Source organism: Lelliottia nimipressuralis, assembly GCF_041464075.1.
Taxonomy (GTDB): domain Bacteria; phylum Pseudomonadota; class Gammaproteobacteria; order Enterobacterales; family Enterobacteriaceae; genus Enterobacter; species Enterobacter nimipressuralis.
Map to the genome: position 1 here is coordinate 1,813,463 of NZ_CP167172.1, position 13,329 is coordinate 1,826,791.

General features: G+C 55.5%; 14 protein-coding genes. 7 read left to right on the forward strand and 7 right to left on the reverse strand.

The features are described from left to right. Positions 1 to 318: 318 nt before the first annotated feature. Positions 319 to 732: a peptide-methionine (R)-S-oxide reductase MsrB gene (gene msrB / locus ACB496_RS08450; RefSeq protein ID WP_100780525.1), complete on the forward strand. Its 414-nt coding sequence runs from the start codon at positions 319 to 321 to the stop codon at positions 730 to 732. A gap of 41 nt (positions 733 to 773) precedes the next feature. After that, a complete protein-coding gene (locus ACB496_RS08455) occupies positions 774 to 1,052 on the forward strand; it encodes a YeaC family protein (RefSeq protein ID WP_100780524.1) in 279 nt (92 codons plus the stop codon). A gap of 40 nt (positions 1,053 to 1,092) precedes the next feature. Here the strand turns inward: ACB496_RS08455 and ACB496_RS08460 are convergent, their stop codons facing one another. Then, complete coding sequence (locus ACB496_RS08460) at positions 1,093 to 2,346, reverse strand: glycoside hydrolase family 18 protein (protein ID WP_371974962.1); 1,254 nt, start codon at positions 2,344 to 2,346, stop codon at positions 1,093 to 1,095. Between the two features lie 400 nt (positions 2,347 to 2,746). Between ACB496_RS08460 and ACB496_RS08465 the strand changes: the two genes are divergently transcribed. Further along, the gene (locus ACB496_RS08465; protein WP_371974963.1) at positions 2,747 to 3,097 is read left to right on the forward strand and encodes a hypothetical protein; all 351 of its coding nucleotides are present in this window, start codon (positions 2,747 to 2,749) and stop codon (positions 3,095 to 3,097) included. 60 nt (positions 3,098 to 3,157) lie between these two features. Here the strand turns inward: ACB496_RS08465 and yajD are convergent, their stop codons facing one another. The 4 genes from yajD to sppA form a co-directional block, all read right to left on the reverse strand. Beyond that, complete coding sequence (yajD, locus tag ACB496_RS08470) at positions 3,158 to 3,502, reverse strand: HNH nuclease YajD (RefSeq protein ID WP_100780522.1); 345 nt, start codon at positions 3,500 to 3,502, stop codon at positions 3,158 to 3,160. 42 nt (positions 3,503 to 3,544) lie between these two features. Next, positions 3,545 to 4,186 (reverse strand): bifunctional nicotinamidase/pyrazinamidase, encoded by a 642-nt coding sequence (gene pncA, locus ACB496_RS08475; protein WP_371974964.1) that lies wholly within the window; start codon positions 4,184 to 4,186, stop codon positions 3,545 to 3,547. Between the two features lie 10 nt (positions 4,187 to 4,196). Further along, positions 4,197 to 5,213, reverse strand: a complete 1,017-nt coding sequence (gene ansA / locus ACB496_RS08480; protein WP_100780520.1) for an asparaginase — start codon at positions 5,211 to 5,213, stop codon at positions 4,197 to 4,199. A gap of 62 nt (positions 5,214 to 5,275) precedes the next feature. Continuing rightward, on the reverse strand, positions 5,276 to 7,132 hold the full coding sequence (gene sppA, locus ACB496_RS08485; protein ID WP_371974965.1) for a signal peptide peptidase SppA: 1,857 nt from the start codon (positions 7,130 to 7,132) through the stop codon (positions 5,276 to 5,278). 167 nt (positions 7,133 to 7,299) lie between these two features. Between sppA and ACB496_RS08490 the strand changes: the two genes are divergently transcribed. From ACB496_RS08490 to ACB496_RS08500, 3 genes are all read left to right on the forward strand, one after another. Continuing rightward, positions 7,300 to 7,851 (forward strand): NAD(P)H nitroreductase, encoded by a 552-nt coding sequence (locus tag ACB496_RS08490; RefSeq protein ID WP_123429075.1) that lies wholly within the window; start codon positions 7,300 to 7,302, stop codon positions 7,849 to 7,851. Between the two features lie 115 nt (positions 7,852 to 7,966). Beyond that, complete coding sequence (gene selD, locus ACB496_RS08495) at positions 7,967 to 9,010, forward strand: selenide, water dikinase SelD (RefSeq protein WP_100780517.1); 1,044 nt, start codon at positions 7,967 to 7,969, stop codon at positions 9,008 to 9,010. A gap of 4 nt (positions 9,011 to 9,014) precedes the next feature. Beyond that, positions 9,015 to 10,922: a DNA topoisomerase III gene (locus ACB496_RS08500; protein ID WP_102103487.1), complete on the forward strand. Its 1,908-nt coding sequence runs from the start codon at positions 9,015 to 9,017 to the stop codon at positions 10,920 to 10,922. Positions 10,923 to 11,006: 84 nt separating this feature from the next. Here the strand turns inward: ACB496_RS08500 and gdhA are convergent, their stop codons facing one another. Continuing rightward, the gene (gdhA, locus tag ACB496_RS08505) at positions 11,007 to 12,350 is read right to left on the reverse strand and encodes an NADP-specific glutamate dehydrogenase (RefSeq protein WP_371974966.1); all 1,344 of its coding nucleotides are present in this window, start codon (positions 12,348 to 12,350) and stop codon (positions 11,007 to 11,009) included. Positions 12,351 to 12,665: 315 nt separating this feature from the next. Here gdhA and ACB496_RS08510 point away from each other — a divergent pair, with 315 nt between their 5' ends. Then, entirely contained in the window at positions 12,666 to 12,938 is a 273-nt protein-coding gene (locus ACB496_RS08510) for a YnjH family protein (RefSeq protein WP_371974967.1), read from the forward strand. Here ACB496_RS08510 and ACB496_RS08515 read toward each other — a convergent pair. Then, entirely contained in the window at positions 12,898 to 13,314 is a 417-nt protein-coding gene (locus ACB496_RS08515) for a pyrimidine (deoxy)nucleoside triphosphate diphosphatase (RefSeq protein WP_102103850.1), read from the reverse strand. The genes ACB496_RS08510 and ACB496_RS08515 overlap by 41 nt on opposite strands. Positions 13,315 to 13,329 lie beyond the last annotated feature (15 nt).

Consider the following 13,329-nt stretch of genomic DNA (forward strand, 5'->3'; position numbering starts at 1 on the left):
GTGAATAAAAGGTTGCCTGTAAAATTACAAAAACCTTACGCAGCGTCAAGCGGAATCGTGTCAATCATTGCGACAAATCAATCCTGCGCATAACCTTTGTGCGACTGACAGCCTCACTTTCCCTTTGAGCTAGCAACCACATGGGGGCTGCGCCCGGGATTTTAAAGGGCTATCAGGATAAATATGTGAGCAAGATCACAATTGCCTGACTGCCGTACCGCAACGCATAAGTTTAGAACAAAAGTTCACACTTCAGTGTTAATGTTTTGTTAGAATTCGCGATGAAAGGTATCTGTTTCTACAGCGAGATCTGAGCATATGTCGAATCAACGTAACCCTGACGAACTCAAAAAAAATCTAACAGAAATGCAGTTCTACGTGACGCAGAACCACGGAACTGAACCCCCATTCACCGGGCGTTTGCTGCACAATAAGCGCGATGGCGTGTATCACTGTCTGGTGTGCGATGCACCGCTGTTTAATTCCCAGTCAAAATATGATTCTGGCTGCGGCTGGCCGAGCTTTTACGAGCCTGTCAGCGACGAGGCCATCCGCTATTTAACGGACTCTTCACACGGTATGCAGCGCACAGAAATCCGCTGCGGAAACTGCGATGCTCATCTCGGACACGTTTTCCCGGATGGACCACAGCCTACGGGTGAGCGTTTCTGTGTAAATTCGGCGTCGATGAGCTTCTCTGATGACGAAAATGGCGACCAGACCAAAGGTTGAAAAACCGATTCAGCAAATTATTCCATCACAGCGGATTTCTCATGAATATTGATGACATGATTAACAGTATGACGCCGGACGTGTATCAGCGTCTGGTGACAGCCGTAGAACTGGGGAAATGGCCGGATGGCGTGGCGCTGACGGCAGAGCAAAAAGAGAACAGCCTGCAATTGGTGATGCTGTGGCAGGCGCGCAATAACAGCGACGCACAGCACATGACTATCGACACGAAAGGCCAGATGGTGATGAAGAGTAAGCGCGAGCTGAAGGAAGACTTTGGCATCACGCCAAAACCGATTGCGACGATGAAAATGCAGTAACCACAGGCCGGGCAAGCGCCAACGCTGCCCGGCAATGGAGTTAGTGCTTAATCCCTAACGACGTTGCTAACTGCTTCGCCAGCTGGTTGTGGTCGTCCGCGCCATACTCCCAGAACATCGCGCCACCCAGACCTTTCTCTTTGATGTACTGCGCCTTCAGGTCGACCGAACGCGGGTTTTCGTACGACAGAGCGAACAGTTCTTTGCCCTCCGCCGATTTCACCGACAGCCACGGCACTTTCGCCTGATCGTCCCAGTGCTCGGTAAAGCGTTTCTGCGGATCGTTAATCAGCTTGCTGACAATATCGTTGTACTTCACGTAGGTATCTTTGGTGAGGTCATAGCCCAACGCCTTGAACAATCCCATCTCCTGCGCACCGAAGTACGGCTGTGTCACTGGGTTTTTCTCAGCATCTGTTTTTGTCCAGTCGATGCCTGGCTCCACGCTGCGTTTTGGCACGCGCCCGTAAAAACCAATCCCTAAATTCATCTGCTCAGGTTTCAGCCCGGCAGCGAGGTAGTTGTTGACTACAAAATCAGCACTGTATTTGTCCGCTGCGGCCACAGTCGGCCACTTAGTGGAGTCATACAGGTTCGAGTTAAAATACTGCGTGCCGTAGGCCATATCGTAGGTCATCAGATTGATGTAGTTCAGATACAGCGCGATCGCTTTGACGTCGACCCAGCTTTTTGGGCTTTCGGCATTCGCCCCCAGGGCGACAGTTACCAGCTTCTCTTTCGGCAGCGATTCGCGGATCTCCTTCAGCAGAGCAGTGAAGTTGTCTTTGTCGGCGGGCTGCTTATCCACCAGACCCCACGCACCGTTCACCGGGTACTCCCAGTCGAGATCGATGCCATCAAGTCCGTAGGTCGTGACGATCTCCTGCACGGAGCGAATAAACACGGCGCGGCTCTCTTTGCTATCCGCAGCGCCGGAGAATCCGCGTGCGCCCCAGCCACCAACAGAGAGCAGGACTTTAAGCTGTGGGTTTTGCTTACGCAGTTCAGGGATTTTATGCAGATCGGCAGTTACCTTCGGCGAGAGCCAGATTTGGTGCAGCTTACTGGCGTCTTTCAGCGCGGCGTTGGTTTCACCCGCTTCGTTGTTATAGATAAGACCAAACGAGTAGTTGAGATGGGTAATCTGGCGAACATCCAGCTTATCGATGTCACCTCCCGGCCCGGCAGTCACATCGCCGCCACCGTTGAAGTAGCCGACGGACATCAGGTCAGCCGCAAAAAGGGCTGGAGCGCAGAGCAGGGGTAAGGCTGCCATCACAGGCAATAGCTTCATAACGTATCCTCTTTGACTAAAAAAAAGTACGTCACATCAGGGATGTGACAAAAAATAGCCAAATGAGGATAGCAGTGCCGCTTCGCTGAAACTGCGAGAGAGGTTGAATTTTTGTTATACCGGAAACAAAAGGCTGTTAACGGCAGGAAACGCAGCGCGTAACTGTCCGGAAGCGGAAATGGCGAGCCCAAAGCCTTCGTGTAGAGTATTGCGACCACTGCTTGACATAGGTGCCTAATAAAATACAGGGAATCAATGAATCGATTTTCAAAGCCAGGGTCCATTATTTTTAATATTTCAGAAATGAATATCAAATGATTATTCATTGGCGGGTATGTGTTGGCTGACCGGTATCAATCCCAGGCCTGTTTTCGCTATTTTTTATTATTCAGGAGCTTTCGTGAGTATACGTTCCTTTGAGTGGTTTTCTCGTTGGATTAAGGGATCTATGCCCCTGTGGGTTACCTGCTGGTTGACCGGTGTGGTTCCTTATATGATGTTGCTGCAAATTCATCTGTCTATTGAGCATGAGTTTAGTGAGCGCAGTGTTGAGTTTCACACTGCTAAATTCTTATTAAAGCTAGATGAGCTTGCTTTTCTTATTTATATTCCCATATGTCTTGTAGCTATCGCAAACAGTGCCATTAAGTACAAAGGTTTTCATCTCTGGCGCTTTTTTACATTCCTTCTTTTTGCCAAAGGCTGTGAAATATATTTCAATTTTATAATGGGAAAATGGCCGCTTGGCTAAACCGAGTGGAGTCAAAAATTTGGCCGGGCAGCGTTGTCATGCCCGGCTAGGAATGCAGGATTACTTCTTATCAATCATCGCTTTCAGATTGGCAAACGGGTTGTATTTCGCTTCCCCGACGCTCTTCTGCGCATCTTCACCCGCGACGACGGTGGAACCGTACAGGTCGGCTTCCGTGTATTTGGAATGCTCATGATCGTGGCAGAACAGGCATAACATCTCCCAGTTGCTGCCGTCTTCCGGGTTATTGGAGTGATCGTGATCGATATGGTGAACCGTCAGCTCACGCAGGTTGGAATAGACAAATTCGCGGCTACAGCGACCGCATACCCACGGAAAAAGCTTCAGCGCCTTTTCACGGTAACCGACTTCAAGCCGGGCATAGTTTTTTGGGATAAAAGCCATAAGAGTGGCCCTCCTGAATAAGATAAAAAATGGGAACCGCGCTTACGCCTGCGTCTCTTGCCAGTCGGAAAGGGTGTACAGCGTCGCACCAGCCGTCGACATCTCCATAAACGCCAGCGCGCTATCCTGCGTCTGAATATTCACGCCGCGACAGCCATCGGTGATGACGCTGACGTTATACCCCAGTTTTAGCGCATCAAGGACGGTGAACTTCACACAGTAATCCGTCGCCAGCCCCATCACGATCAGCTCGCCGATCTCATGATGGCGTAGCCACTCATCGAGCGCGGTTTTCTGCCGATGACCGTTGTCGAAAAAGGCGCTGTAACTGTCGATATTCGGATTTTCGCCTTTATGAAACACCGCGTCGATGGCCGCCTGATTCAGCAGCGGATGCAATTCAGCCCCTTCGGTCTGCTGAATGCAGTGATCGGGCCAAAAGGTTTGCGCCAGACCGTCCAGCTCGCCCTGGGTAAACGGCTCGACATTGTGCTGGCTGGCAAAGCTGCCGTGATCCGCCGGATGCCAGTCCTGGCTTGCCACCACCGCCTCACCGCGCGCTTTACACCACGCTATCAGCGTATTGGCAACATCCACGGTGCTATCACCACCGGCCACCGCCAGCGCGCCACCGGCGCAAAAATCATTTTGCAGATCGACCAGCAGCAGGGCACGTTGCTTCATAACACTCTCCTTATTCGTCCGGCGTCAGTTCGCCGCGCAGGTTTTGCATCATCGCGGTACGCATCGACTGCACGTCCAGATCCTGACTGAGTAAGTAATGAAGTTTAGTCAGGGTGGCCTCGACCGTCATATCGAACCCGCTGATCACCCCGGCATGCGCCAGCGCGTTGCCCGTGGCATATCCCCCCATATTCACTTTGCCGGACATGCACTGGGTGAGGTTAACCACCAGAATGCCGCGATCGCTCGCTTCCTGCAGCTCTTTCAGAAACTCGCCGTTCTGCGGCGCATTGCCCACGCCGTAGGAACGCAGGATTAGCGCTTTCACCGGCTGGCGCAGGAAGTTGCGCACCACGTCGGCAGAAATCCCCGGATAAATCGTCACCACGCCAATCGGCTGTGGGGTGATCGGGTGAACAATCAGCTCGCCCGCCGTGTGCGGTGCCGGTGGTGTGCCCAGACGACGAATATGGATACCCGCCTCCAGCAGCGGCTGGAGGTTTGGCGACGCAAAGGCATCAAAACCGTCGGCGTGCGCTTTGGTGGTGCGGTTCCCGCGATAAAGTCGGTTGTTGAAGAACAGCGACACTTCATTGATCGGATAATTGGCTGCGACATACAGGGAGTTGAGCAGATTGATCTGCCCGTCGGAGCGCAGCTCCGCCAGCGGGATCTGCGAGCCGGTCACGATCACCGGCTTGCCGAGGTTCTCCAGCATGAAGGAGAGCGCAGAGGCCGTAAACGCCATGGTGTCGGTACCGTGCAGGATCACAAAGCCGTCGTACTCGTCGTAATGGGCTTTGATATCTTCTGCGATATGCTGCCAGTCTTCCGGCGTCATATCTGAGGAGTCCATCAGCGGATCGTACTCGTGAATGGTGAAGTCTGGCATCTCCTGGCGGTGGAACTCGGGCATCAGTGCGAGCTGGCGCTGGAGATGACCGGAGACAGGAATATAGCCATTTTCAGAGCGCTGCATACCGATGGTACCGCCGGTATACGCCACATAAATCGATTTCTTCTGCATGATAGTGTGTTCTTGTGCTTCAAAGAAAAATCCCCCCTTCGCGAGAAGGGGGGACAGGGTTTTTAGCGAACGTTAGCGCAGGTGAGGCAGAACGCGTAACGGTTTTGCGGATCGTTAAAGGCGGCGAGCTTATCGCTCTCGGCTTTTACGACGCTTGCCGCGCTCGCCACTGGCGCAGGCAGATAGGCCTGAATTGCAGCAGGCAGCATCACGCGCACTGAGCCGGACATGCTGTTCATCACCATATCCACAAACGTCGGCTCATCCTGATAATACGCAATATGCCACTGTTTCAGTTTTGCCAGTTCGGCGGCTTTCGCGACGGCGTCATCGAAGTCGCCCAGGCTGTCGACCAGCCCATTGTTCTTCGCATCCTGGCCGGTCCACACATGGCCCTGCGCGATTTTATCCACCTGCTCCGGCGTGGATTTACGGGAATCCGCCACCAGTGTGATAAAGCGCTTATAACCGTTCTCAATGCTGAGCTGCATCATCTGCGACACTTCCGGTGGCAGGGATTTAGTCACGGCCACATCCGCCAGCGGTGACGTCGCAACGCCATCCGTATGCACACCCAGATAATCAAGGCTGTTTTCAACGGTATTAATAACGCCGAAGATACCGATAGAGCCGGTCAGCGTACTCGGGTTCGCCACGATGTAGTTCGCTGGTGTGGAGATCCAGTAGCCGCCGGATGCCGCCATACCGCCCATCGACACCACCACCGGTTTACCTGCAGCACGTGCAGCGGCCAGTTCCGCACGGATCACTTCCGAAGCGCTGACGCTGCCGCCAGGGCTGTTGACGCGCAGGACAATGGCTTTCACTTTCGGGTCCAGACGCGCATCGCGGATCTGCGACGCGGTCGTGTCACCGCCCACGTTCCCCGGCGTCTCTTCACCGTCCATGATTGCGCCGTTGGCAAAGACCACGGCCACGCTGTCACCCGTCTCGTTCGGTTTTTTCGGCGTGTAATCGTAGAGGCTGATGGCGCTGTAGTTCTTGTCTTCTTTGCTCCAGCCAAACTGTTTGGTCAGCGCTTTTTCGATCTCTGCGCTGGAGCCGAGGGTGTCGACCAGTTTGTTATCGAGCGCGTATTTCGCCGTATCGCCGCCGACCTTAGTCAGGCCATCCAGCATCGCCTGTGCACCCGGGAAGACCTGCTCAGGGGTGATCTGACGGTTCGCGGCCACGGTAGCCAGATAGTTCTGCCACAGCTCGCCGATCCAGCGGCTGTCCGCTTCACGGGCGGCAGGGGACATATCGTCGCGAATAAACGGCTCAACCGCCGATTTATAGGTACCGACGCGGAACACGTGCGTGGTGACTTTCAGCTTATCCAGCAGCGATTTGTAGTACAGCCCGTTGGTGGCAAAACCGTGCAGATCGACGGTACCCTGCGGGGAGAGCCAAATCTTGTTGGCAAAGCTCGCCAGATAATATTGCCCCTGGCTGTAGCTGTCGCCCACGGCAATCACTGGTTTACCGCTGTCGCGGAATTCGCGCAGCGCTTTACCGATGTACTGCATCGACGGCTGATCGCCCCCGGCGAAGTTTTTCAGGTCCAGCACGATGCCGGTAATGTTGCGATCGTCTTTCGCCTGACGAATTGCGTCGACGATATCAAACAGGGAGTTTTCCTGCATACGATCGGAGGTGGAGCCAAGCAGCTGGCGGCCAATCACGCCCAGACGATTGCTGGTAGATGGCTTATCGACAATCACACCGGTGATGTCGAGCAGCAGCGCGCCGCGCTCGGAATGCTGCGCCTGGTTACTGCTGCTGATGTGCATCCACAGGCCCACACACACCAGAATCAGGAAGATGAAGAAGATATTCATCACCAGTTCGCGGACAAAATTGAGCAACCGCCACGTCCATTTAAAGAAACCGGCAAAAATTCGCCAAAGGGTTCGCATGTATTCTCCCAAACCAGATAATGACCGTTTCCGTCGCGACTGGACGGCAATGTGGGGTTATCGTAATGACCCAACCGTCACTTGTCAGCAGGAATCGCCCACTGCGCTGTAACAAATTCTGCTGTCGTGTTAATTTTGTGAGCAAATTTGAAGACAGGAGTGAATCAATGGACGCACTTGAACTGCTTGTTAACCGTCGTAGCGCTTCTCGCCTGGCGGAACCAGCGCCTGCGGGCGAACAGTTGGAAAACATTCTGCGCGCCGGTATGCGCGCCCCGGATCACGGTACGCTCTCGCCGTGGCACTTCTTTATTATTGAAGGCGAAGGGCGCGACCGTTTCAGCACCTTGCTTGAGAATGGGGCGATGGCCGCCGAGCAGGATGAAAAAGCGATTGATAAAGCGCGCAATGCGCCGTTTCGCGCGCCGATGATCATCGCGGTGGTGGCGAAATGTCAGCCGGAACATAAAGTGCCGGTCTGGGAGCAGGAGATGTCTGCAGGCTGCGCGGTGATGGCGATGCAGATGGCGGCTGTGGCTCAGGGCTTTAACGGCATCTGGCGCACCGGCCCGCTGACCGACAGCCCGGTAGTCCGCGAAGGGCTTTCCTGCGCCCAGCACGATAAAATCGTTGGCTTCCTCTACTTAGGCACGCCGCAGCTGAAAGCCTCGACCACTATTACATCGCCCGATACCGCCCCGTTCGTCACCCGTTTCTGATAATCACACTAAACTGTCTGGATTATGAGCAAGCGTCGCATAATTCAGACAGTCATACTTACCTCATCACGGAATGAGCGCTACCATAGCGCGATTGCAATGACAGGAGATGTCCATGAGCGAGCAAACCATTCGTTTAACGCAATACAGCCACGGAGCGGGTTGCGGTTGTAAAATTTCCCCGAAAGTGCTGGAAACCATTCTGCACAGCGAACAGGCGAAGTTTGTCGACCCGAACCTGCTTGTCGGCAACGAAACGCGTGACGATGCAGCGGTATACGATTTAGGTAACGGCACCAGCATTATCAGCACCACCGACTTCTTTATGCCGATTGTCGATAACCCGTTTGATTTCGGGCGCATCGCGGCGACCAACGCCATCAGCGACATCTTCGCGATGGGCGGTAAACCGATCATGGCGATTGCTATTCTCGGCTGGCCGATCAACACCCTGGCCCCGGAAATTGCCCGCGACGTCATCGAAGGCGGCCGCTTTGCCTGCCAGCAGGCGGGGATCGCTCTGGCGGGTGGGCACTCTATTGATGCGCCGGAACCGATCTTCGGCCTCGCCGTCACCGGCGTCGTACCGACCGAACGCGTGAAGCGCAACAGCACCGCGCAGGAAGGGTGCAAACTGTTCCTCACCAAGCCGTTGGGCATTGGCGTGCTCACCACCGCTGAGAAAAAATCCCTGCTCAAGCCCGAGCATATCGGTCTTGCCACCGACGTGATGTGTCAGATGAACCTGGCGGGTGCGGCGTTCGCGAATATCGACGGCGTAAAAGCGATGACCGACGTCACCGGTTTTGGCCTGCTCGGCCACCTGAGCGAAGTTTGCCAGGGCGCGGGCGTGCAGGCGCAGCTCTGGTATCAGGACATTCCAAAACTGCCGGGCGTGGAAGAGTACATCGCACAGGGGGCGGTGCCGGGCGGTACGCAGCGTAACTTTGCAAGCTACGGTCATCTGATGGGCGATATGCCGACGGAGTGGCGCGATCTGCTGTGCGATCCACAAACCTCCGGCGGCCTGCTGCTGGCAGTCACGCCTGAGGCGGAAGCCGAGGTCAAAGCCACCGCCGCAGAGTTTGGCATTACCCTGAGCGCCATCGGCGAGCTGGTCAGCGCGCGCGGCGGCCGTCCGATGATTGAGATCCGTTGATTCGATGCGTTTGTTTATTGCGGAAAAGCCGAGTCTCGCCCGAGCCATTGCCGATGTGCTGCCCAAGCCGCATCGCAAGGGTGACGGCTTTATCGAATGCGGTAACGGGCAGGTGGTCACCTGGTGTATTGGTCACCTGCTGGAACAAGCGCAGCCGGATGTCTATGACAGCCGCTATGCGCGCTGGAATCTCAACGATCTGCCGATCGTGCCGGAAAAGTGGAAACTGCAGCCACGTCCTTCGGTCACCAAACAGCTCAACGTCATCAAACGCTTTCTGCATGACGCACAAGAAGTGGTTCACGCGGGTGACCCGGACAGGGAAGGGCAACTGCTGGTGGACGAAGTGCTCGACTACCTTGAGCTGGCGCCGGAAAAGCGTCAGCAGGTGCAGCGTTGTCTGATTAACGATCTTAACCCGCAGGCGGTGGAGCGCGCCATTACGCGTCTGCGCGCCAACAGCGAGTTCATCCCGCTGTGCGTGTCTGCCCTGGCGCGTGCCCGCGCCGACTGGCTGTATGGCATCAACATGACACGCGCCTACACCATTCTCGGGCGTAACGCCGGGTATCAGGGCGTACTCTCAGTCGGGCGCGTTCAGACGCCGGTGCTGGGCCTGGTGGTGCGTCGCGACGAAGAGATCGAAAACTTCGTCGCCAAAGATTTCTTCGAGGTGAAAGCGCATATTGTCACCCCGAAGGATGAACGTTTTACCGCGACGTGGCAGCCGAGCGACGCCTGTGAATCTTACCAGGACGAAGAGGGGCGGTTGCTGCATCGTCCGCTGGCGGATCACGTGGTCAACCGCATCAGCGGCCAGCCAGCGATGGTCACCAGCTATAACGATAAACGGGAATCAGAACCCGCGCCGCTGCCGTTTTCGCTGTCGTCCTTACAGATTGAAGCGGCTAAACGCTTTGGTATGAGCGCGCAGAACGTGCTCGATATCTGCCAGAAGCTGTACGAAACCCACAAGCTGATTACCTATCCGCGTTCAGACAGCCGCTACCTGCCCGAAGAGCATTTCGCCGGGCGACATGCGGTGCTGAATGCCATCGGCGTTCACGCCCCGGATCTGCTCCCGCAGCCCGCCGTGAACCCGGAGACGCGCAACCGCTGCTGGGATGATAAAAAAGTCGACGCGCACCACGCGATTATCCCGACGGCGCGCGCCAGCAATGTCAATCTGAGCGAGAACGAAGCGAAGGTGTATAACCTCGTGGCGCGCCAGTATCTGATGCAATTTTGCCCGGACGCGGTGTTCCGCAAGTGCGTAATTGAGCTGGAGATCGCCAAAGGTAAGTTCGTTGCCAAAGCGCGTTTTCTGGCGGAAGCGGGCTGGCGCACACTGCTCGGCAATAAAGAGCGCGATGAAGAGAACGACGGCACGCCGCTGCCCGTGGTTGCAAAAGATGACGAACTGCTGTGCGAAAAGGGCGAAGTGATTGAGCGACAAACGCAGCCGCCGCGCCACTTTACGGACGCCACGCTGCTCTCTGCCATGACCGGGATTGCCCGTTTTGTGCAGGATAAAGATCTGAAAAAGATCCTGCGTGCGACCGACGGATTAGGCACAGAAGCGACGCGCGCAGGGATTATTGAGCTGCTGTTCAAGCGCGGTTTCCTGATCAAAAAAGGGCGCTATATCCACTCGACGGATCCGGGCCGGGCGCTGATTCACTCGCTGCCTGAGCTGGCTGCGCGACCGGATATGACGGCGCACTGGGAATCTATCCTGACCCAAATCAGCGAGAAGCAGTGCCGCTATCAGGACTTTATGCAGCCGCTGGTCGGCACGCTGTTTGAGCTAATCAATCAGGCGCGCAATACGCCGGTGAAATCCTTCAGAGGAATGGTGGCGCCAGGCGGTGGGGACGCGAAGAAAAAGTTTAAGAAGAAGAGTGCGGCCTGACGCCCTCTCACAAGGCGCGGGCGAAGATAAAAAAAACGGCAACATTGTTGCCGTTTTGCTTTTATCAACCAGGCCAACAACGGCTTAAATCACCCCTTGGCCGATCATTGCATCGGCGACCTTCACAAACCCGGCGATATTCGCGCCGCGTACATAGTTGGTCTGCTCCGCTTCTCCGCCATACTCCACGCAGGCGTGGTGAATATCCAGCATGATGTGGTGCAGACGGGCGTCCACTTTTTCAGCTTTCCAGCCCATACGCGCGGCGTTCTGCGCCATCTCTAACCCAGACGTCGCCACGCCACCGGCGTTGGCCGCTTTACCTGGCGCAAACAGCACACCGGCTTCCAGGAACAGATCGGTCGCTTCGATGGTCGTCGGCATATTCGCGCCTTCCGCCACGGCTTTCACGCCGTTTTTGATAAGCGTGCGGGCGGCGCCCACATCCAGCTCGTTCTGCGTGGCGCACGGCAGGGCGATGTCCACCGGTACCGACCACGGCTGCTTGCCTTCCAGATAGGTCAGGCCAAACTCGCGGGCGTAATCGGCGACGCGACCGTCGCGGCTGGCTTTAATTTCGCACAGACGCGCCAGTTTTTCCGCCGTGAAACCGGCCTCATCCACTACCGTGCCGCTGGAGTCGGAAGCCGTCACCACGCGCGCGCCAAACTGCATCGCTTTTTCAATGGCATACTGCGCGACATTACCTGAGCCGGACACCGCCACGCGCATCCCTTCAAAACTCAGACCGTGGCGTTTGAGCATCGCTTCAGTGAAGTACACCAGCCCGTAACCCGTCGCTTCCGGGCGAATCAAACTCCCGCCAAAGGAGAGCCCTTTGCCGGTAAACACGCAGGCGCTGTTGTTGGACAGTTTTTTCATCATCCCGGCCATAAAGCCCACTTCGCGTCCGCCCACGCCAATATCACCCGCAGGCACATCCGTATCAGGGCCAAGGTGACGATACAGTTCCGTCATCAGCGCCTGGCAGAAACGCATCACTTCGCCTTCGCTTTTGCCTTTTGGATCAAAATCGCTGCCGCCTTTACCCCCGCCCATCGGCAGGGTGGTGAGGGCGTTTTTGAAGGTCTGCTCAAAGCCGAGGAACTTCAGGATCGACAGGTTCACGGAAGGGTGGAAACGCATTCCGCCTTTGAACGGGCCGATGGCGGAGTTGAACTGTACGCGCCACGCGCGGTTCACCTGCACCTGATTTTTGTCATCGACCCAGACCACGCGGAACTGAATTACACGTTCAGGTTCAACCAGACGCTCAAGCAGAGACATCTGACGGTAACGCGGGTTTTCTTCGAGGAATGGCCACAGGGTGGTCATGACTTCACGAACGGCCTGTGCAAACTCGCTCTGATGCGGGTCGCGTTGTTGAACATGGGTAAGAAATGATTCCAGAGAGCGTGTCTGTTCCATAGCGATAAGAGCCTCTTATGACAATTTTTTTAATTTTGTGTGTTGTGTGGGTGATTTGTGGTCGTTTTCGACTATACCACCCGTACCGCTTTGCGTGGCAAGGGAAAATTTACCGGGAAAGTGAAATTAATTAGCGGCCTTGTGTCATAACTAAAAACGATGATGCGCTAAAGATTAAGCGGCAAACAACCGTTATATACAGATCATCCTTCAGGCACCTACGCGAGTCAGCCCCTGGGTATGCTCGGGTTGCTGGCCTGATGCAACTTGAATGAATTTGTGTATAGTCATGATCAGCAGATAAAAGGAATCTTTATGAACCGCTACCTATTAACCGCTCTGTTTGCTCTGTTATCCGCAGGGGCCCAGGCTGACCGTATTCGCCCGGACGTGGAGGTCAATGTGCCGCCAGAGGTGTTCAGCTCCGGCGGTCAGCGTGCGCAGCCCTGCAATCAGTGCTGCATCTATCAGGATCAAAACTATTCGGAAGGTGCGGTGGTGAAGGCCGACGGCGTGCTGCTGCAGTGTCAGCGCGATGAAAAAACCATCAGCACGAACCCGCTGGTGTGGCGGCGCGTAAAAGGATAAAGGCTTCCAGCAGGGGAATATCGGCGGGCGCTAAATCATAGGCGAACGCCTCCTGCGGCGTACACCACACCAGACGGCTGTGATAGTGCGCGACCACGTCGCCGCTAAAGGACGGAACGTGCCAGGCGTGGAGATGAATCAGCCGCCCGGACACTTCGCGCTGATGACTGGCGACATACTGCACAGGGAGTGCCTCAATCCCCAGCTCTTCGCGCAGCTCGCGGATCAGCGCCTCGGGCTGCGTCTCACCGGCTTCGACCTTACCTCCGGCGAACTCCCACATTCCCGCTTGATCGGCCTGCGCGGGGCGTTGCGCGAGGAGAATTTTGCCATCCTTTTCAAGGATAGCGGCAACAACATCGAGAGTTTTCAGCATGGTCGTCAATAATTA

Coding starts and splice junctions, on each gene's coding strand:
- ACB496_RS08455 (WP_100780524.1), top strand. CDS start 774: ATGAATATTGATGACATGATTAACAGTATGACGCCGGACGTGTATCAG.
- yajD (WP_100780522.1), bottom strand. CDS start 3,502: ATGGCTTTTATCCCAAAAAACTATGCCCGGCTTGAAGTCGGTTACCGT.
- ACB496_RS08490 (WP_123429075.1), top strand. CDS start 7,300: ATGGACGCACTTGAACTGCTTGTTAACCGTCGTAGCGCTTCTCGCCTG.
- ACB496_RS08510 (WP_371974967.1), top strand. CDS start 12,666: ATGAACCGCTACCTATTAACCGCTCTGTTTGCTCTGTTATCCGCAGGG.
- sppA (WP_371974965.1), bottom strand. CDS start 7,132: ATGCGAACCCTTTGGCGAATTTTTGCCGGTTTCTTTAAATGGACGTGG.
- msrB (WP_100780525.1), top strand. CDS start 319: ATGTCGAATCAACGTAACCCTGACGAACTCAAAAAAAATCTAACAGAA.
- ansA (WP_100780520.1), bottom strand. CDS start 5,213: ATGCAGAAGAAATCGATTTATGTGGCGTATACCGGCGGTACCATCGGT.
- pncA (WP_371974964.1), bottom strand. CDS start 4,186: ATGAAGCAACGTGCCCTGCTGCTGGTCGATCTGCAAAATGATTTTTGC.
- ACB496_RS08500 (WP_102103487.1), top strand. CDS start 9,015: ATGCGTTTGTTTATTGCGGAAAAGCCGAGTCTCGCCCGAGCCATTGCC.
- ACB496_RS08460 (WP_371974962.1), bottom strand. CDS start 2,346: ATGAAGCTATTGCCTGTGATGGCAGCCTTACCCCTGCTCTGCGCTCCA.
- ACB496_RS08515 (WP_102103850.1), bottom strand. CDS start 13,314: ATGCTGAAAACTCTCGATGTTGTTGCCGCTATCCTTGAAAAGGATGGC.
- gdhA (WP_371974966.1), bottom strand. CDS start 12,350: ATGGAACAGACACGCTCTCTGGAATCATTTCTTACCCATGTTCAACAA.
- selD (WP_100780517.1), top strand. CDS start 7,967: ATGAGCGAGCAAACCATTCGTTTAACGCAATACAGCCACGGAGCGGGT.